The following is a 15226-nucleotide window of genomic DNA, read 5'->3' as shown; positions in this document are numbered from 1 at the left end:
GATGGAGCGCTCCGGCATCATCTGCGGCGGCACCATCTGCATCGACGTCAACAAGGTCATCGACCGCTTCCCGCCGCAGGAGCACGTCGCCCGGATCCTGGAGGAGATGCCGGATTGCGGCGGCCCCGGCTTGAACATGGCGATCGACCTGGCCCGCCTCGGCGCCCCCTTCCCGATCGAGGTGATCGGGATCGTCGGCGACGATGCCTACGGGCGGATCGCGCTCGACACCTGCCGCGAGCTCGGCATCGGCGCCGGGCGGATCGCGGTGGTGCCGGGCGGCCGCACCTCCTACACCGACGTGATGATCGTGGCCGAAGGCGGGCGGCGGACCTTCTTCCACCAGGAGGGGGTCAACGCCCAGCTCTCGACCGGGCATTTCGACCTGGCCGGGTCGACCGCGAAGATCTTCCATGTCGGCTCGCCCGGGGTGCACGCCCGGATGGACGCGCCGCAGGGCAACGGCAACGGCTTCTCCGAGGTGCTGGCCCGCGCCAGGGCCACCGGACACCGCACCAATCTGGAGCTGGTCGGGGTGGCGGGGGAGCGGCTGCGCGACCTCGCCCTGCCCTGCCTGCCGCTGCTCGACAGCATCATCATCAACGAGTCGGAGGCGACGGCGCTGACCGGCGTCGAGACCCACCGCGACGGCCGGCCGGACTGGGCGCTGGTCGAGGCGGCGGCCGCGGCGCTGATCCGGATGGGCGTGTCCAGCCTGGCCGTCGTGCACTTCCCGGAGGGCGTGGTCGCCGCCGACCGCGACGGCCGCCTGTGGCGCCAGGGCGCCGCCTGGGTGCCGCCGGAGAGGATCAAGAGCACCAACGGCGCCGGCGACGCCCTCGCCTCCGGCGTGATGCTGGGGCTGCACGAGGGCTGGCCGGTGGAGAAAGGGCTGCGCCTCGGCGTCTGCGTCGCGGCGCTCAGCCTCGGCTCCTACAGCACCTCGCGCGCCATCCCCTCGGCGGAGGAGTGCTTCGCCTATGGCGAGAAGGCGGGGTTCAGGTCGACGGCTTGACCCCGCCCTCCCCGCTCAGCCCGGGATCGGGAACCGCCTCGCGAAGTCCCGCACCGCGTTCGCCAGCGCCGGCTCCGGCCGTGCGCCGGTGACCGCGTCGACGATCAGGTCGGCCAGCGCCGTCATCTGCCCCTCGCGCATGCCGCGGGTGGTGACGGCCGGCGTGCCGAGCCTGAGGCCGGACGGGCGCAGCGGCGGACGGGTGTCGTCCGGCACCACCTGCTTGTTCGAGACCAGCCCGACCCGGTCCAGCCGCTGCTGCGCCTCGGCGCCGTCGACGCCGAAGCTGGCGGCGACGTCGACCACCATCAGGTGGTTGTCGGTGCCGCCGGTCACCAGCTGTGCCCCCCGGCCCTGCAGCGCCGCGGCCAACGCCCTGGCGTTGTCGAGCACCCGCCTTGCATAGGCCCGGAACTCCTCCTGCGCCGCCAAGTGCAGCGCCGTGGCAAGGGCCGCCACCTGGTCCATATGCGGGCCACCCTGCAGCCCGGGGAACACCGCCTGGTCGATCGCCTTGCGGAACGGCTCGCGGCACAGGATCAGCCCGCCGCGCGGCCCGCGCAGCGTCTTGTGCGTGGTGGTGGTGACGACGTCGAAGCCGGCCGCCAGCGGGTTCGGCAGCGCCTGGCCGGCGATCAGCCCGCCGATATGCGAGACATCGGCCATGGTGATGGCCCCGACCTCGTCCGCGATCGCCTTGAAGGCGGCGTAGTCGATGTCGCGCGGGTAGGAGGAGAAGCCGGTGATCAGCAGCTTCGGCCGCTCGCGCCGCGCGGTCTCGCGGATCGCGTCGAAATCGAAGCCGCCGCCCGGAAGCGTGCCGTAGCGGACGAAGCGGAAGATCCGGCCCATGGCCGAGACCGGCGCGCCATGGGTCAGGTGGCCGCCATGCGACAGGTCCATCGCCAGGATGGTGTCGCCCGGCTGCAGCAGGCCGAAATACACCGCCTGGTTCATCGGCGACCCTGACAGCGGCTGGACATTGGCGTGCTCCGCCCCGAACAGCGCCTTGGCCCGGCCCTGGGCCAGCTCCTCGATCTCGTCGGCATGGAGGTTGCCGCCGTAGTAGCGGCGGCGCGGCTGGCCTTCGGCGTATTTGTCGGCGAAGACCGAGCCGAGCAGCGGCCGCAGCTCGGGGAAGGCGTGGTTCTCCGACGCGATCAGGGTCAGGCCCTGCTGCTGCCGGCGCTCCTCGCACTCCAGGATCGCGGCGGCCTCGGGATCGGCGGCGGCGAGGCGAGCGCGCGGATCGGGATCGGCCGGGGCCGGATCGGGCTGGTGCTGATAGTCCATAGAAGTCTCCGTTTCGATGCTCAGAACAAAGATCGCCTGACCAGCTTCCAAGGAAGGCTGCCCAGGCGAGCGGCATCGAAACGGTCCTCCACGCTCCCTCGGGGTGCTCCCCGTCTCGCCAGTCACGTGGAGGGTATGGCCGATCTTGCGATCGCGATGATGATCGGCGGGTCGCGCCGCCGCGTCAACCGCGGAGGCCTAGTACAGCCTTCCGCCGTTCGGCACCGGCCGCTCGATCGCGGCCAGCACGACGTTGCCGTCGGCGTCGGGGAAACCGAGCACCAGGATCTCGGAGATGAAGCGGCCGATCTGCTTCGGCGGGAAGTTCACCACCGCCGCGACCTGGCGGCCCAGCAGCGTCTCCGGCGTGTACAGCGCCACCAGTTGGGCCGAGCTGCGCTTCTGGCCGATCTCCGGCCCCAGATCGACGGTCAGCTTGTAGGCCGGCTTGCGCGCCTCGGGATAGGGCTCGACCGCCACGATGGTGCCGACCCGGATGTCGACCTTGGCGAAATCGTCGTAGCTGATCGTCATTCTGCCCTCCGCGAAGCCGGCGCACACTGCCGCGCCGGCTGCCGGAAGGCAAGCCGTCGAAGGCCGCCGGAAGCGCCTTCGCGTCTACGCCGGGATCAGCGCTTCGCGGGGGTCTTCAGGACGGTCTTGAGCTCGTCGAAGCTGGCGCTGACGCGCTTGCTGACGATCTCGGCCGCCTCCGTGTTCGACTTGGCGAGCAGCTCGGCCAGCTCCTTCATGTCGGCGATCGCCTTCTCGAAGGCCGCCTTGGCCAGCTCGGTCTGCTTCGCCAGCTTCTCCTCCGGCGCGCCCGCGGCGACGGCGTTGGAGAACTGGCTCTGCAGCTCGGCCATGTTCTGGCGCAGGATCTCGCCCTGGCGGCGGGCGAAGGCCTGCAGCCCCTCGACCGCGGTCCGGTTGGCGGCGGTCAGCGCTTCGATGTTCTTGCGCTGGGCCTGCAGCACTGCGTCGAGGTCGACGCCCGGCAGCTTGAACTCGCTCAGCACCTTGGTGAAGTCGACGTCCCAGACCGGCGGCACCTTGCTCATGGCCTACTCCCAATGTGCACAAGAAAGCAGCACCTTACACGGCCCGCACCGCGTCGCAAAACATATTTGTGCACTGCAACAAAAGCGTCGTCAGTGCAGGGTCGGCTCGGGCCCTTCCATCGTCTCCGGCGCCGCCGGCGGCTCCGCCCGGCGGGTCGCGCGGCCGCGGCCGAAGGTGTTCTCCCACTGCTCGGCCTGGCGCAGCCGCTGGTCCAGCGCCTTCATGGTGCGGTCGAGATCCGGCGAATCGTCCTGCTCCCACACCCGCAGCACCAGCCCGTACAGCAGGCACAGGGCCTGCACCCGCGCCCGGCCGAGCAGCCCCGAGGTCGAGATGCCGGCGGATTGCAGCGTCCAGCGCATCGACAGCTCCAGCTGCCGCGCCTGCAGCAGGCTCGCCAGCGGGTCGCGCCGCAGGTCGCGCAGGATCGCCTTGACCCCGGCGCGATGGGCCGTCAGCACGTCGAAGCGGCGCATCAGCAGGTCGAACAGCCGGTCGCGCGGGCTCTCCTCCTCGCCGGGCAGGCCTTCGGACAGCACCGCCTGGTCGATCATCCGGCTGAACCCGGCCAGGAGCTCCGCCTTGGTCGGGCAGTGGCGGTACAGCGCCGACATCGGCACCCGCGCCGCCTGGGCGATGTCCGCCAGGCTCAGCGTGCGCCAGCCCCTCTCCGCCGCCAGGTCGATCGCGGTGGTGACGATGTGGTTCGCGATATCGGTCTTCTTCGGCATGGTCCCCGCCCTCCGCGATCGGCCCTCGGCCCCGGATGTCCAGCCCCGCACGGAGCAGATGCAGTCGGTTCCAATCTAGCCCAATTCCGGCGCAATGCGAGCCCGGGGCGACGGCGTGCCCGGATCGCGCCCCCGGGGCACCGCCGTCCGCCCCGGCGGCCGTCACGCCCGCCGCAGATGCTCCAGGATCTGGACGGCGTTGAGCGCCGCGCCCTTGAGCAGCTGGTCGCCCGAGACGAACAGGGCCAGCGAGCGGCCGGTGGGGTCGCCGAGATCCGTCCGGATGCGGCCCACCAGCACCTCGTCGCGGCCGCTGGCCTCGGACGGCATCGGGAAATGGTTGGCGGCGCGGTCGTCGACCAGGCGCAGGCCGGGCGCGAACGCCAGCAGGTCCCGCGCCTCCTCCGGCGTCACGACGGCGTCGAGCTCGACCGACAGCGCGATCGAATGGGCCCGCAGCACCGGCACCCGGATGCAGGTGATGCCGATCGGGAGATCCGGCGCGTCGAGGATGCGCCGCGTCTCGGCGATCGCCTTCAGCTCCTCGCCATTGTAGCCGCTGGCCGGGTCGACATCGGCGTTGTGGCTGAACAGGTTGAAGGCGTAGGGGTGCGGCAGCACCTTGGGCTCGAAGGGCCGGCCCTGCAGATGGGCGGCCGTCGCCGACCGCAGCTCCTCCATCGCCGCGGCGCCGGCGCCCGAGGCGGCCTGGTAGGTCGCCGCCGTGACCCGCCGCAGGGGATGCGCCCGATGGAGCGGCGCCAGCGCCACCGTCATGATGGCGGCGACACAGTTCGGGTTGGCGATGATTCCGGAATGGCCCGCCAGCGCCGCGGCGTTCACCTCCGGCACCACCAGCGGCACCTCGGGCTGCATGCGGAAGGCCGAGGAGTTGTCGACGACCACGGCCCCGGCCGCCACCGCGGCCTCGGCATAGCGCCGGGAGATGCCGGCGCCGGCCGAGAACAGCGCGATGTCGACGCCGGTGAAGCTGGCTTCCGTGAGCTCCTCCACAGCGAGATCCCGGCCGCGGAACGGGATCCGGCCGCCGGCCGAGCGAGCCGAGGCCAGCAGCCTCACCTCCGCCGCCGGGAAGCGCCGCGCCTCCAGGCAGCGCAGCAGCTCGATGCCGACGGCGCCGGTGGCGCCGACGATCGCGATCACGGGATCGGGCGCGCGCCGGCCGTGCGGTGCCTCTTGCGGATCGGGGGATGAGAGCATGGTGTCGTCCTTCCTGCTGGCCGGGAGGGACGATGGCTGAACCTGCAGGCCCCGTCCGTCCTCGGCGGGGCCTCTGGTTGCTATGTCGCGGCAGTCACCGCGCGCGCCAGAGAACGCCCGCCGCAGCGGTCGTCTTGGTGGTGCGCTTCAGGGTGATCGTCGTCGCCATGCGCCTGTCGTAGCGTTCCGCGGCGGAGCGAGTCAACGGCCGCCGTCGCGCTTCGCCCCGCCTACTGGCAGACGGCCTCGAGCTTGTGGCCGTCCGGGTCGTAGACGAAGGCGGCGTAGTAGCCGGGCCCGTAATGCGGCCGCAGCCCGGGCGCGCCGGCGTCACGCCCGCCCTGAGCCAGAGCGGCGGCGTGGAACCGGTCGACGGCCTCGCGCGTCGGGGCATTGAAGGCCAGGTGGAAGCCGGGCCCCGGCGGCACCACCGGCTGCGGCTGCCGCATCAGCGCCAGCTTGTCGTTGCCGCCGGGCGGCCCGTAGCCGGCGGCGGTGTCCTGGGCCCACACCCTCACCATGCCGACCGGGGCCAGCACCGCGTCGTAGAAGCGGATGGCGCGGTCGAGGTCGAACACGCCGAAGGACAATGGCCGATCATGGTGCGCGCCTGGCGATGTCCGCGACCACCCCGCCGGTCAGCGCCACCAGCTGGCCCGGGGTCAGCGCGAAGACCGAGTTCGGCGTCCCGGCCGCGGCCCAGATCTTCGGCAGGGCCAACAGGTCGCGGTCGATCACCACATGCGGCGGCGTGGCGTGGCCGACCGGGGCGACCCCGCCGATGGCGAAGCCGGTGGCGTCGCGCACGAAGCCGGCATCCGCCCGCTCGATCCGGGCGCCGTCGATGCGGTCGGCCAGGGCCGCGGCCACCGCCGCCTCGTCGACCCGGTTGACGCCGCTGGCGATCACCAATACGGGGCGGTTGCTGCCGCGAGCGCGGAACACCAGCGACTTGGCGATCTGCGCCACCTCGCAGCCGATCGCCGCCGCGGCGTCGGCCGAGGTTCGGGTCGATGCGTCGAACACCCGGATCTCGGGCGCATGCCCCGCCGCCGCCAGCGCCGCGGCCACCCGTTCACCGCTGCTCGCCATCAGGCCAGTTCCCGGCCGCGCTGCGTTGCAGCGGCGACCGCCCGGGTCATCAGCGGCTGCAGCCCGTCCGGCGCCATCAGCACGTTGAGCGCCGCCTCGGTGGTGCCCTTCGGGCTGGTCACGGCGATGCGCAGCTCGGCCGCGCTCTCTCTCGCGGCCCCGGCCAGGGCCCCGGCGCCGACCACGGTCTGCCGCGCCAGCGTCATGGCGAGCTCGGCCGGCAACCCGGCGGCGCGTCCGGCCTCGGCGAGGGTCTCGATCAGGTGGAAGACATAGGCCGGGCCGCTGCCGGAGACGGCGGTGACCGCGTTCATCAACTCGTCGTCCTCGATCCAGGCGGTCTGTCCCGCGGCCTGCATCAGCGTCTCGGCGCGCCGGCGCTGGTCCGGCGTGACCGCGGCGTTCGCCACCAGGACGGAGATGCCCTGGCCGATCGCGGCCGGCGTGTTCGGCATGGCGCGGACGATCGCGGCCTCCGCCCCCAGCCCTTGCTCCAGCCAGGCCAGGGTGCGGCCGGCGGCGATCGACAGGAACAGCGTGCCGGGCCCCGTTGGTCGACGGCTTGCGAAGCGTCGATAGACAGGCAGTGCCTCGGGCATCATCTGCGGCTTCACCGCCAGCACCACCACCTCCGGCGCCAGGTCGGCCGGCAGCCCGGCGGCGTCGCGCACATGGTGCAGCCGCGGATCGGCGAGGCCGAGATCCGCCGGCTCGACCGCCCAGATCCGGTCGGCGGCCTTGCCCGCCAGCCAGCCCTTGACCAGCGCGCTTCCCATCCGGCCGCAGCCGACCAGCAAGAGATCGGACACCCTGTCGCTCCCCATTCCGTCGAGACGCGCCATCATGGCGCCGTCCTGGGCGGGCGCAAGGTCCTTCGCGGACCGGGCCTGCGCATGCCTCCCGGCGCGCGCACCGGACACCGCGAATCCTGGACGGATGCTCTCCGTTTCTTAAGGTGCGGACACCCTGGTTTTGACCAAGATTGAAGCTCACAGTTCCTCTGCCGGGCGCATGCGGCCGGAAGCGTCGCCGCCCCGGCGCCGAAGATGGAGAGCGAAGCCATGGTCACCACCACCCGTGCGGCCGCCGCCGCACTCCTCGCCGGCCTGGTGGCCGCATCGCCGGCCTGGGCCCAGACCACCGTGATCCAGACCCCTGCCGCCCCTGCCGCCCCTGTCGCCCCTGCCGCGCCGCCCCCCGCCACCGTGCCGGAGAAGGCGATGCCCTATCCGGTGCCGCCGGGCACCCGGGTCGACCAGCCGCGCCGGTCGCCGGTCGCGCCCGCTCCGCGTCATCCCGCCATCTCGGCCACGGCCGGCGGCACGGCCCCGACCGATCCGCGCAACTATGCGACGAACACGCCGATCACCGTGACCGGCCGGATCGACGGCGTCTCCCGCCGCAGCGGCGTGACCTCGTTCCGCCTGCAGACCCCGACCGAGGCCTGGACCGTGGTGGTGCCGCCCGACCAGCCCGGCAGCGTCGCCAGCGGCCGCCGCGTCACCGTGGTCGGATACCCGCATGTCGAGATCCGGAACCAGCTGCTGGCCCAGAGCGTCACCGCTGGCAGGTGACCGCCTGCGCCCGACCTATCCCTTGGTATGACCCGCTCTGATCGCATGTCCGATAAGCGGGACGGGCCGGTTCCGCTGCCTTGTCACGGCACGGCGGCTCTCTCCCCAGCGCCTCCATCGCCGCGTCCGGCGTCACCGCTTCCTTGCCACGAGGAACGGCCGCACATCCTTGCCGCGCGAGGCGTGGCGCCCGCGCTCGATGATCTCGAACCCCACCGCCGCGATCTCGCGCTCCAAATCCTCTGCATCGAAAAAGCTCACATAGGGCGCCTTGCCGACGAGCTGCATCAAAGGCAGGGCGACGCGCATCAGCGGGTTGGCCTCGCCGAGACATGGCGTCTTGGACACGAAGATCCCACCCGGCTTCAGCAGCCGGTGGACGCCCCTCAGAGCCGCCTCCCGCGCCGCCACCAGATGCAGGACGTTGAAGCCGAGAGCGGCGTCGAACATCCCGTCCGGGCACGACATCGCATCGGGCGTCGCGACCTCGAAGCCGGCATTGGCGCAGCCTTCGGCTTCGGCCCTCTTGCGGGCGATCGCGATCATCTCGCCCGAGATGTCGGTCGCCACGATCCGCCCGACGGAAGACGCGAGCCTGAGCGCCGTCGTCCCCGTGCCACACCCGAATTCGAAGACCGTATCGCCGGCTTTGAGATAGTGCCGTGTGCGCTCCAGCGTGCGCTCGTAGCCATCCCTGTCTGCGATCGGACCGGCGGCGTATCTGCTCGCGCCCCGATCCCAGAAGCGCGCGTCGTTCGCGATGCGCAACATGGCGGTCCCCCCCGTGTCCCGGTATACGCCCAGACATCCGAAGTTTCAGATGTCTGATACCAGCGAGCCTATCAAAGGATCGTCATTGCGAGCGCAGCGAAGCAATCCAGGGCGGTTTGGCGTGGCTCCTGGATTGCTTCGTCGGCTTCGCCTCCTCGCAATGACGGTTCTTTCGGAGGAAAGAGTCTGATCACGAGCACGCCGGCATGAGCATCAAGACGCGTTCACGAAAGCCAGCTGCGCAGGCTGCTGCAAGCCCGGCCGGACTGGCCACCAGAGGACCACGTCGCCTCCCTCGTCCATAGCCAGGGTGTCCTCGAGATGTATACGATCGCCGGGCCTGTCAGAAGGCATGGATGGTGGGGTTGGCCAACAGGGTCGCAGATATGGCGCCGACGCGGGGCCGCCTCGCCGAATTCCGACGCCGGGAGCTTTCCGTCCCGGGATATGCGAGCGGGGCTGACGCTCCGCTTCGGGCGACCGCAGCCGCGCTGGAACGCGCCCGGCACGCTCGCTCCGTCGTGCTGGTCGAGGGCATCAGCGATCAGATCGCGGTCGAGACCCTGGCAAGCCTTCAGGCACGAGACCTGGCGAAGGAGGGCGTGGTCGTGGTGCCGATCGGCGGCGCCCGGTCGGTGTCGAGGTTCCTTGCCCGTTTCGGGCCGGCTGGCGCCGGGCTGCGCGTCAGCGGATTGTGTGATGCTGCCGAAGAGCGGCACTTCTGCCGTGAATTGGCGCGGGCCGGCTACGCGCGCCCCGATACGCGCGGTGCGCTCGAAGACGAAGGATTCTTCGTCTGCGACCGCGACCTGGAAGACGAGCTCATTCGTGCGGTCGGCCCCGACGCCATCGAAGCGATACTGGCGGAAGAAGGAGACCTCGCTTCGTTCCGCACGCTTCAGAAGCAGGCCGCATGGCGGGACGCCGGCTTCGTCGATCAGGTCCGCAGGTTCCTGGGCGCAGGCGCACGCCGGAAGCTGCGCTACGCGAACCGCTTCGTTCTCGCGCTGGACCTCGACCGCCAGCCGCGACCGCTCCGGGCCGTCCTGAGCCGGGCCTAGTCGGGGATCGCAGCGAAGGTCCACAACAGGTGCAGTTGCATGGGCGATCGAGAGCTGCCAGCGGCGGCTCGCGTCCGATCGCCCCCTGCACCCGCCTGATCACCAGGCCACGACAAAGGTGGCGAACAGGACGCCGGCGACGATCGCGACGATCCAGGCCGGCGCCCGGGGATTGGTCGCCGTCCAGTATCGCCAACCTTCGAGCAGCCGATCGAGCGGGTGCGACGCAGGCCGTCCGGGGGATTCTTCTGGCCGGATCCCGGAGAGGGCTTTCCCTCCGGAGTCGGGATCCGTGGGCGCGTCGCGCGAAGGGTCTTGCGCCGGCGCGCCATCCTGCAGCAAAGCTGCGGAAAGCTCCTCTGGATCCACGGTGACGACCTGGACCAGCTCGCCGCTTCCGGGACGGCCGGGCAGGCGGATCATCGTCGCGACCCTCCGGTAGACGGGCGGCGACGAACCATCGAGCTGCTCCTCGTCCGTCTCCACCGTATAGGTTCCAGGCGGCTGTGGCTCGTCGATGCCGCTCAGGGTGAACGGACGAACGAAGGTCACGGTTCTGCTGCTGGTCCGCGTGGTCATTCGCGGCTCCTTCTCCTCGCCCGGACCGACGGCTAGGCGAAGGCCCGGACTGCGGCGTAGACGACGATCAGCACCACGAGGCCGATCGGAATCACGACGGGCGGGACGAACCAGGCCTTCATTGCGGCACCGCCGCGAGATCCGGCACCTCCGGCTTGGCCTCCTCCGCCTCGATCTTCGGCTTCCAGCGCGATGCCCGGCGATGCGCCTGCGCGATCTGCGTGGCGGTCAGATGCGCGGCGGCACGCTCGTAGCCCGATCGGGCGGCCTGACCCCGGGCGCCGGACTCCCCCGTCGCCGCCAGGAGAAACCAAGCGCACGCCTTGACCGCATTCTTCGACGCGTCCGGGCCTTCGATATAGATTTCGGCCAGCCGGCTCTGCGCCCGCGGCAGGCCTTGGTTCGCCGAGCGCAACAGCCACCGGATGGCCTCCATCCGCCTCTCGATGGCAGAGCCGCCTTCACCGCTCGGATTGCCGTAGACGATACCGAGATTGAACTGCGCCACGGCATCGCCGAGCTCGGCATCCCGCTGCAGCCGTCTCATACTGTCGATCTTCAATGATGATCTCCTTGTGCTGGCGTCCTACACCGCGCGCGGCAGCTCTCGGTCACGGCACCGGAACAAAGGGAACGCCGGAGGAGCCTGGTGGAACGAATGATTCAGGTCCCGGTGCGTCGCACTCCGGCGGCTCCACTCCGAGCGGGCTCACTGCACATCAGCGTGGCTCATATGGTGACGCCCAGCAGGGATTGCGATAAAAAACTCATGGATCAGGCGAAAATTAGCCTTCGCTTTTCCCAATATCTGCATGTATGCATCTGAAAAATTTCGCGCATTCGGCATTGATCTCGGTGCATTATTTTTTAGAAGATGGTCATCGTATTTTTCCTTTTTATCGCGACGGATCCGGTCCATGATTGTCAGATCAATCCGGATATACAGCTTCGGCTCTATGCTAAACGGGCACGGCGGAAGTCTGGATTCTCTCATCTGCATACGAATTCGGCGGTCTGCGAGCGTCGCGGGCCGCCCGATCCAATGCTTGCGAAAGGAGCATTCATGGCAACGGGGACCGTCAAGTGGTTCGACGCCCAGAGAGGCTTCGGCTTCATCACGCAGGATGACGGGAGCAGAGATGCCTTCGTCCATATCAGTGCCGTCGAACGCTCCGGCCTCGGCCAGCTGAGCCAGGGCCAGAGGTTGGGCTTCGACCTCGTCGCCGATCGGAGGAGCGGGAAGTCGTCCGCGGACAATCTCAAAGTCGTGGACTGATCGCACCGGCGCGATCGCAGGTGCATTCAATCATCCAATCATCACAGACCGCATGCAGAGGAGATTTCATGGCCAAAGGGCAGAAACGCAGCAATCGGGAAATCCGGAAGCCCAAGCAGCCGGCGAAGCCGGTGGTTCACGGTGCGACCATGAGCCTGCTGAGCCGGCTGGCGGCCCCGGGCGCCGGCCATAGCAAGAAGAAGAACTGAGCCCGGCGCGTCGACCATTCTTTCCTGCACCGGCCGTCTGTCGCCGCACGGCGACGGCGGGCGGCCGTCCCGATGGAGGTGCTGCCGTGCCGCGTGGCCTTCATCGGCAATTCGCTCCCGCGCCGCGGTCGGAGCGTCGGAGGCGTGGCGGACGCTCGCATCGGCGATCACCAGCCATGCCCATGCCCGTCACGACCCGGCTGCCGCCCGCATCGAGATCGCCGACGATCGGATCGAGGACCACGCCCGGGCGGCCGATGCCCTCAATGCCGGCCGGTTCGACGTCGTTTCGTTCCAGCATGAGCTCGGCATCTTCGGCCCGGCCGTGACCGCCCGCACCGATCGACACGGAGACGCATGATGCAGATGGAGATCAGGCCGACGATATCGGTCTGGGACGAAGGCCGTTGGCACCGCGTCGACACAGGGGCCAAGCTGCTCGACCTGCTGCGGGTTCTGGCCCGCGAGCTGCCGGAGCCCGGCTTTGTGCCGCAGGATGGGGCCGGAATCGACTCGGCGACGATTGCGCATCGCCGGTTTCAGGAACTGGTGCGGCTCGTCGAGCGAGAACGCGATGCCGGAGCGGAGCAGCTCAGCCGGGCCGCGGCGACCTCCGCCGGGGATCTGATCGGCAGTTATCGCCGGGTGTTCATCGGGGTCTTGCCCTGAGGCCGGCTCGATACTGCCGTAAGGGATCGGTCCGTGCCGCCACCCTGGAGGACAGGGTGTCTGCTGGTTTGCGCCATCAGAAAAGCGCGGATTTTACAGGCCCGGGCGGGACGCTGTTCGGCCGGGCGATCACCACCGGCTCGGTCGTGATTGTCAGACGGGCCGGCTTGCGCCCGATCGCCTCCGCATTGTCGACGCTCATTCACCGCCGGCGCCCCTTGGAAGATCAGGAACATCGCTCATGAAAGACTACAAATTCGCGGTCGACAGCACCGTGCACGTCTCACGCCGGTCTCTGTCCGGGCAACCCGGACGCGGGGCGTTCAAGGTGCTCGCATGCTATCCCAGCGGCTCTGCCGGTCCGCTCTACCGGATTCGCAGCGTGCTCGGGAGCGAGGAGCGGATAGTGCCGGAGAGCGAGCTGTCACGCCGGGCAGGCCATGAGCCGCCGGCGTCCTCCGATCGGATGATCGTTGATCCGGCATGATGCTCTGGCTGTAGTAGCCGCTTATGATTAGGCTCGGAACCGCGAAGCCGCCGCACCGGCCGGTCACTGGCGGTGTCGAACCGGGAATGTCGCCCGGCGTGGAGCCTGTCGGCTATCCTGCCGGCGAGATGACGGCCCGGGTTCCGACCTCTGCTCTTCTCGACAGTCTGCTGCGAGACGCGGATCCCAAGCGCGTGACCTTAGGCTGGCTGGTGGACAGGCTGGGCGACCGCTCCTTCGGCCTGGTCATGTTGTTGCTGGCGCTGCTCGGGGCGATGCCGGGTGCATCCGCCGTCGTCGCTCCGCTGCTCGCCATCCTGGCAGTGCAGATGATGCTGGGCCATGCCGGCCCCGTCTTCCCCCGGCGTGTCGCCGAACGGAGCGTGCAAACCGAGGGGCTGGCGCGGACCTTCGGCCGCGCCGTGCCGATCCTGCGCACGATCGAGGGCTTCATCCATCCGCGCTGGCCGACGCCGTTCGAGGCGACGAAACGCGGGGTCGGCCTGGTGGTGCTGCTGCTGGGCGTCCTGCTGCTGGCTCCGATCCCGTTGAGCAACATCCCGCCTGCCCTGACGATCGCTCTGCTCGCCATCGCCTATCTGGAGGAGGACGGGATCATGCTCTGCATCGCGCTCGCGGCTTCCGGCTTGCTGCTCGCCGTCGCCGCCGGCGCGGTCTGGCAGACGATGGGCGAGCTCGGCTGGGTGCAGGGCTTTCTATAATGGCGGATCCGGCAGCCACAGCATCTCGGGTCGAGTTTCGGCGCAAATCTGGAAATCCGGGCAAGACATTCTTTTTGGACCGACATATGGCCGACAAACGATTCGGTGGCTATATCCAATCGACTGTCCGGGATTGATTTTGCTCAGGATATCCAAACGTGCAATTCCAATGCCACTTCGTTTACCTCCTCACGTTGTCGATAGCCGGTGGATTTGCACTTCTCCTTGATATGATTGAATGAATTTACTGTTTTGATCCCGTTTGTATTTTTCTGGACCTTGATTTTTGGATTACCGCTATCACATATGATTAACATGACGTGTGGCTGGGAAATGCCTGATACGGACGTCTTTCGCCTGCAAAAATCCAATCTGAATGCGTTTCTGTTCGCCGACGTCGGGACGGAATCCAACGGCATGCCTTTGAGCGTGGTCTCGATGCTCGGGCGCCTCGGCGGCGATCCCTGGACGATGGCGAGCCGGCTGGCCAAACAGCCACGAGATGTTGCTGTGCTGGAGCTGGCGGAGATCATTACCGGCACGACACGGGCCGAGCGGTCGGGTGCCGAGATCATGGCCATCGCAACGCGTCTGGCTTCACTCTTGCCGAGCACGGGGCCAATGCCATCGGGTGCTGCGCGACCGGAGACGCGACCTTCCTCCGGCCGATGGAACGAGGGGGCTCTGGCCGTGCTGGTGCTTGCCGCAGTGGCAGTTATCCTGATTCTGAGGGTGGCTGGCTTCTTGTGACACTGGGCTGCCTGGCTGCGCCGTCCCGGCCGGAAGCATCGCTGCCGGTCGAAGAGGTGGCGGAGCGTCTCGGCAAGCGGTGTGGCGATCGAAGGCTGAGCTCATGGGCATAAGCTCGCCAAGCGGATGTCACCAGCGGGTCGGTTCCGCTCGACGAGGTGTCCGGTTGTGGAGCTGGCCGTCGCCTGCAGCCAACGAATGCCGGAATTGGTCGTCGCCAGCTGTCGAGCGTCCACTAGATCACCTGCTCCGTCTCGCAGAGGCGCTCCCGATCACGAGAGACCCGGCAACGGCCGACCGATGCGACGAGGCAATTCCATCGCCTTCTTGCCGACCAGGCCCATTCCGCCTCTTACTTAACTCGGAACGCATGTTCATGATATGTTCCATGGATGTGGCGCAGAGCGATGGCGAGGCGGGCGAGGCCCGGCCGTCCGATCCCGACCGAGGCTGTGTGGAAACGCGTGTTTGGTGAGGGCAGGTGGGGGTGTCGGCGTGCTACCGGCAAAGCAGATTGGGCAGATCGGATATCAGGCCCGGATCGCCTGGAGCAGGCCGCCGACGCCGAGGATCGAGATCACGCGCTTGAAGTTGTAGGCGAGGACCTGGAGGCTCATCTCGGTGCTGACCCGCTGTAATCCTCGGGTCAGGAAATGGGTGGCGCCCATCCAGGCTTTGAGGGTGCCGAACGGGTGCTCGGCCGTCTGTCGGCGG

23 protein-coding genes and 1 riboswitch are annotated in these 15226 nt (G+C 69.0%); of the genes, 8 read left to right on the top strand and 15 right to left on the bottom strand.

Going from position 1 to position 15226, the window contains the following annotated elements; all coding sequences use genetic code 11:
- Nucleotide 1: 1 nt before the first annotated feature.
- Nucleotides 2-1015, top strand: a complete 1014-nt coding sequence (locus G537_RS0115465) for a carbohydrate kinase family protein (protein WP_026870894.1) — start codon at nucleotides 2-4, stop codon at nucleotides 1013-1015.
- Between the two features lie 15 nt (nucleotides 1016-1030).
- Here G537_RS0115465 and G537_RS0115460 read toward each other — a convergent pair whose 3' ends face one another.
- From G537_RS0115460 to proC, 8 genes are all read right to left on the bottom strand, one after another.
- Nucleotides 1031-2308, bottom strand: coding sequence for a serine hydroxymethyltransferase (locus G537_RS0115460; protein WP_051248450.1), 1278 nt, complete (start codon nucleotides 2306-2308; stop codon nucleotides 1031-1033).
- Between the two features lie 52 nt (nucleotides 2309-2360).
- A riboswitch (ZMP/ZTP riboswitch) is annotated at nucleotides 2361-2444 on the bottom strand.
- Nucleotides 2445-2506: 62 nt separating this feature from the next.
- Nucleotides 2507-2842 (bottom strand): tRNA-binding protein, encoded by a 336-nt coding sequence (locus G537_RS0115455; RefSeq protein ID WP_026870892.1) that lies wholly within the window; start codon nucleotides 2840-2842, stop codon nucleotides 2507-2509.
- A 95-nt stretch (nucleotides 2843-2937) separates the two neighbouring features.
- On the bottom strand, nucleotides 2938-3369 hold the full coding sequence (locus tag G537_RS0115450) for a phasin family protein (protein ID WP_026870891.1): 432 nt from the start codon (nucleotides 3367-3369) through the stop codon (nucleotides 2938-2940).
- A 90-nt stretch (nucleotides 3370-3459) separates the two neighbouring features.
- Nucleotides 3460-4101: a TetR/AcrR family transcriptional regulator gene (locus tag G537_RS38160; protein ID WP_051248449.1), complete on the bottom strand. Its 642-nt coding sequence runs from the start codon at nucleotides 4099-4101 to the stop codon at nucleotides 3460-3462.
- Between the two features lie 162 nt (nucleotides 4102-4263).
- Nucleotides 4264-5322, bottom strand: coding sequence for an aspartate-semialdehyde dehydrogenase (locus G537_RS0115440; RefSeq protein ID WP_051248448.1), 1059 nt, complete (start codon nucleotides 5320-5322; stop codon nucleotides 4264-4266).
- A gap of 230 nt (nucleotides 5323-5552) precedes the next feature.
- Nucleotides 5553-5912 (bottom strand): VOC family protein, encoded by a 360-nt coding sequence (locus G537_RS0115435; protein ID WP_026870889.1) that lies wholly within the window; start codon nucleotides 5910-5912, stop codon nucleotides 5553-5555.
- A 7-nt stretch (nucleotides 5913-5919) separates the two neighbouring features.
- The gene (locus G537_RS0115430; protein WP_026870888.1) at nucleotides 5920-6414 is read right to left on the bottom strand and encodes a YbaK/EbsC family protein; all 495 of its coding nucleotides are present in this window, start codon (nucleotides 6412-6414) and stop codon (nucleotides 5920-5922) included.
- Nucleotides 6414-7238 (bottom strand): pyrroline-5-carboxylate reductase, encoded by an 825-nt coding sequence (proC, locus tag G537_RS0115425; RefSeq protein WP_026870887.1) that lies wholly within the window; start codon nucleotides 7236-7238, stop codon nucleotides 6414-6416. Before proC ends, G537_RS0115430 begins: the two co-directional genes overlap by 1 nt.
- A 237-nt stretch (nucleotides 7239-7475) precedes the next feature.
- Between proC and G537_RS0115420 the strand changes: the two genes are divergently transcribed.
- Nucleotides 7476-7988 (top strand): hypothetical protein, encoded by a 513-nt coding sequence (locus tag G537_RS0115420; protein ID WP_155888627.1) that lies wholly within the window; start codon nucleotides 7476-7478, stop codon nucleotides 7986-7988.
- Nucleotides 7989-8120: 132 nt separating this feature from the next.
- Here the strand turns inward: G537_RS0115420 and G537_RS0115415 are convergent, their stop codons facing one another.
- Nucleotides 8121-8759, bottom strand: a complete 639-nt coding sequence (locus tag G537_RS0115415; protein WP_034851859.1) for a class I SAM-dependent methyltransferase — start codon at nucleotides 8757-8759, stop codon at nucleotides 8121-8123.
- Between the two features lie 356 nt (nucleotides 8760-9115).
- Between G537_RS0115415 and G537_RS0115405 the strand changes: the two genes are divergently transcribed.
- Nucleotides 9116-9820, top strand: coding sequence for a TOPRIM nucleotidyl transferase/hydrolase domain-containing protein (locus G537_RS0115405; protein WP_211230393.1), 705 nt, complete (start codon nucleotides 9116-9118; stop codon nucleotides 9818-9820).
- Between the two features lie 99 nt (nucleotides 9821-9919).
- Here G537_RS0115405 and G537_RS44675 read toward each other — a convergent pair whose 3' ends face one another.
- The 3 genes from G537_RS44675 to G537_RS43665 form a co-directional block, all read right to left on the bottom strand.
- Entirely contained in the window at nucleotides 9920-10399 is a 480-nt protein-coding gene (locus G537_RS44675) for a hypothetical protein (RefSeq protein WP_064742146.1), read from the bottom strand.
- A 118-nt stretch (nucleotides 10400-10517) separates the two neighbouring features.
- Nucleotides 10518-10946, bottom strand: a complete 429-nt coding sequence (locus G537_RS0115390; protein WP_026870883.1) for a tetratricopeptide repeat protein — start codon at nucleotides 10944-10946, stop codon at nucleotides 10518-10520.
- Nucleotides 10947-11108: 162 nt separating this feature from the next.
- The gene (locus G537_RS43665) at nucleotides 11109-11318 is read right to left on the bottom strand and encodes a hypothetical protein (protein WP_155888626.1); all 210 of its coding nucleotides are present in this window, start codon (nucleotides 11316-11318) and stop codon (nucleotides 11109-11111) included.
- A 144-nt stretch (nucleotides 11319-11462) separates the two neighbouring features.
- On the opposite strand from G537_RS43665, the gene G537_RS0115385 reads away from it, so the two are divergent.
- Complete coding sequence (locus G537_RS0115385; RefSeq protein WP_026870882.1) at nucleotides 11463-11675, top strand: cold-shock protein; 213 nt, start codon at nucleotides 11463-11465, stop codon at nucleotides 11673-11675.
- Nucleotides 11676-11743: 68 nt separating this feature from the next.
- Nucleotides 11744-11884 (top strand): hypothetical protein, encoded by a 141-nt coding sequence (locus tag G537_RS44480; RefSeq protein WP_169516728.1) that lies wholly within the window; start codon nucleotides 11744-11746, stop codon nucleotides 11882-11884.
- 100 nt (nucleotides 11885-11984) lie between these two features.
- Here the strand turns inward: G537_RS44480 and G537_RS43660 are convergent, their stop codons facing one another.
- Entirely contained in the window at nucleotides 11985-12185 is a 201-nt protein-coding gene (locus G537_RS43660; RefSeq protein ID WP_155888625.1) for a hypothetical protein, read from the bottom strand.
- Nucleotides 12186-12244: 59 nt separating this feature from the next.
- On the opposite strand from G537_RS43660, the gene G537_RS0115375 reads away from it, so the two are divergent.
- Entirely contained in the window at nucleotides 12245-12553 is a 309-nt protein-coding gene (locus G537_RS0115375; RefSeq protein ID WP_026870881.1) for a hypothetical protein, read from the top strand.
- Nucleotides 12554-12629: 76 nt separating this feature from the next.
- Here the strand turns inward: G537_RS0115375 and G537_RS45415 are convergent, their stop codons facing one another.
- Nucleotides 12630-12755, bottom strand: coding sequence for a hypothetical protein (locus G537_RS45415; RefSeq protein WP_281171486.1), 126 nt, complete (start codon nucleotides 12753-12755; stop codon nucleotides 12630-12632).
- 371 nt (nucleotides 12756-13126) lie between these two features.
- Between G537_RS45415 and G537_RS0115365 the strand changes: the two genes are divergently transcribed.
- Together G537_RS0115365 and G537_RS0115360 are read left to right on the top strand one after the other, a co-directional pair.
- Nucleotides 13127-13762 carry an exopolysaccharide biosynthesis protein gene (locus tag G537_RS0115365; protein ID WP_081688830.1) on the top strand — a complete coding sequence of 212 codons (636 nt, stop codon included), beginning with the start codon at nucleotides 13127-13129 and terminating at the stop codon, nucleotides 13760-13762.
- Between the two features lie 234 nt (nucleotides 13763-13996).
- Nucleotides 13997-14512, top strand: coding sequence for a hypothetical protein (locus G537_RS0115360; protein WP_155888624.1), 516 nt, complete (start codon nucleotides 13997-13999; stop codon nucleotides 14510-14512).
- 530 nt (nucleotides 14513-15042) lie between these two features.
- On the opposite strand, the gene G537_RS38150 is transcribed toward G537_RS0115360, so the two are convergent.
- Nucleotides 15043-15226: transposase (locus tag G537_RS38150; protein WP_034851857.1), on the bottom strand; the 184-nt coding region annotated here is incomplete at its 5' end.

Source organism: Inquilinus limosus DSM 16000 (assembly GCF_000423185.1).
GTDB classification, from domain to species: domain Bacteria; phylum Pseudomonadota; class Alphaproteobacteria; order DSM-16000; family Inquilinaceae; genus Inquilinus; species Inquilinus limosus.
The sequence above is the reverse complement of the archived record's forward strand: the minus strand, read 5'-3'. Positions and strand labels throughout refer to the sequence as shown.

Bases quoted from the DNA above. Each gene is read 5' to 3' on its own strand.
- G537_RS43665 (WP_155888626.1), bottom strand. From the start codon at position 11,318: ATGGACCGGATCCGTCGCGATAAAAAGGAAAAATACGATGACCATCTT.
- G537_RS0115390 (WP_026870883.1), bottom strand. From the start codon at position 10,946: ATGAGACGGCTGCAGCGGGATGCCGAGCTCGGCGATGCCGTGGCGCAG.
- G537_RS43660 (WP_155888625.1), bottom strand. From the start codon at position 12,185: ATGCTGGAACGAAACGACGTCGAACCGGCCGGCATTGAGGGCATCGGC.
- proC (WP_026870887.1), bottom strand. From the start codon at position 7,238: ATGGGGAGCGACAGGGTGTCCGATCTCTTGCTGGTCGGCTGCGGCCGG.
- G537_RS44675 (WP_064742146.1), bottom strand. From the start codon at position 10,399: ATGACCACGCGGACCAGCAGCAGAACCGTGACCTTCGTTCGTCCGTTC.
- G537_RS0115375 (WP_026870881.1), top strand. From the start codon at position 12,245: ATGCAGATGGAGATCAGGCCGACGATATCGGTCTGGGACGAAGGCCGT.
- G537_RS0115465 (WP_026870894.1), top strand. From the start codon at position 2: ATGGAGCGCTCCGGCATCATCTGCGGCGGCACCATCTGCATCGACGTC.
- G537_RS0115365 (WP_081688830.1), top strand. From the start codon at position 13,127: ATGTCGCCCGGCGTGGAGCCTGTCGGCTATCCTGCCGGCGAGATGACG.
- G537_RS0115430 (WP_026870888.1), bottom strand. From the start codon at position 6,414: ATGGCGAGCAGCGGTGAACGGGTGGCCGCGGCGCTGGCGGCGGCGGGG.
- G537_RS0115415 (WP_034851859.1), bottom strand. From the start codon at position 8,759: ATGTTGCGCATCGCGAACGACGCGCGCTTCTGGGATCGGGGCGCGAGC.
- G537_RS38160 (WP_051248449.1), bottom strand. From the start codon at position 4,101: ATGCCGAAGAAGACCGATATCGCGAACCACATCGTCACCACCGCGATC.
- G537_RS0115460 (WP_051248450.1), bottom strand. From the start codon at position 2,308: ATGGACTATCAGCACCAGCCCGATCCGGCCCCGGCCGATCCCGATCCG.
- G537_RS0115420 (WP_155888627.1), top strand. From the start codon at position 7,476: ATGGTCACCACCACCCGTGCGGCCGCCGCCGCACTCCTCGCCGGCCTG.
- G537_RS0115385 (WP_026870882.1), top strand. From the start codon at position 11,463: ATGGCAACGGGGACCGTCAAGTGGTTCGACGCCCAGAGAGGCTTCGGC.
- G537_RS0115455 (WP_026870892.1), bottom strand. From the start codon at position 2,842: ATGACGATCAGCTACGACGATTTCGCCAAGGTCGACATCCGGGTCGGC.
- G537_RS44480 (WP_169516728.1), top strand. From the start codon at position 11,744: ATGGCCAAAGGGCAGAAACGCAGCAATCGGGAAATCCGGAAGCCCAAG.
- G537_RS0115405 (WP_211230393.1), top strand. From the start codon at position 9,116: ATGGTGGGGTTGGCCAACAGGGTCGCAGATATGGCGCCGACGCGGGGC.
- G537_RS0115440 (WP_051248448.1), bottom strand. From the start codon at position 5,322: ATGCTCTCATCCCCCGATCCGCAAGAGGCACCGCACGGCCGGCGCGCG.
- G537_RS45415 (WP_281171486.1), bottom strand. From the start codon at position 12,755: ATGAGCGTCGACAATGCGGAGGCGATCGGGCGCAAGCCGGCCCGTCTG.
- G537_RS0115450 (WP_026870891.1), bottom strand. From the start codon at position 3,369: ATGAGCAAGGTGCCGCCGGTCTGGGACGTCGACTTCACCAAGGTGCTG.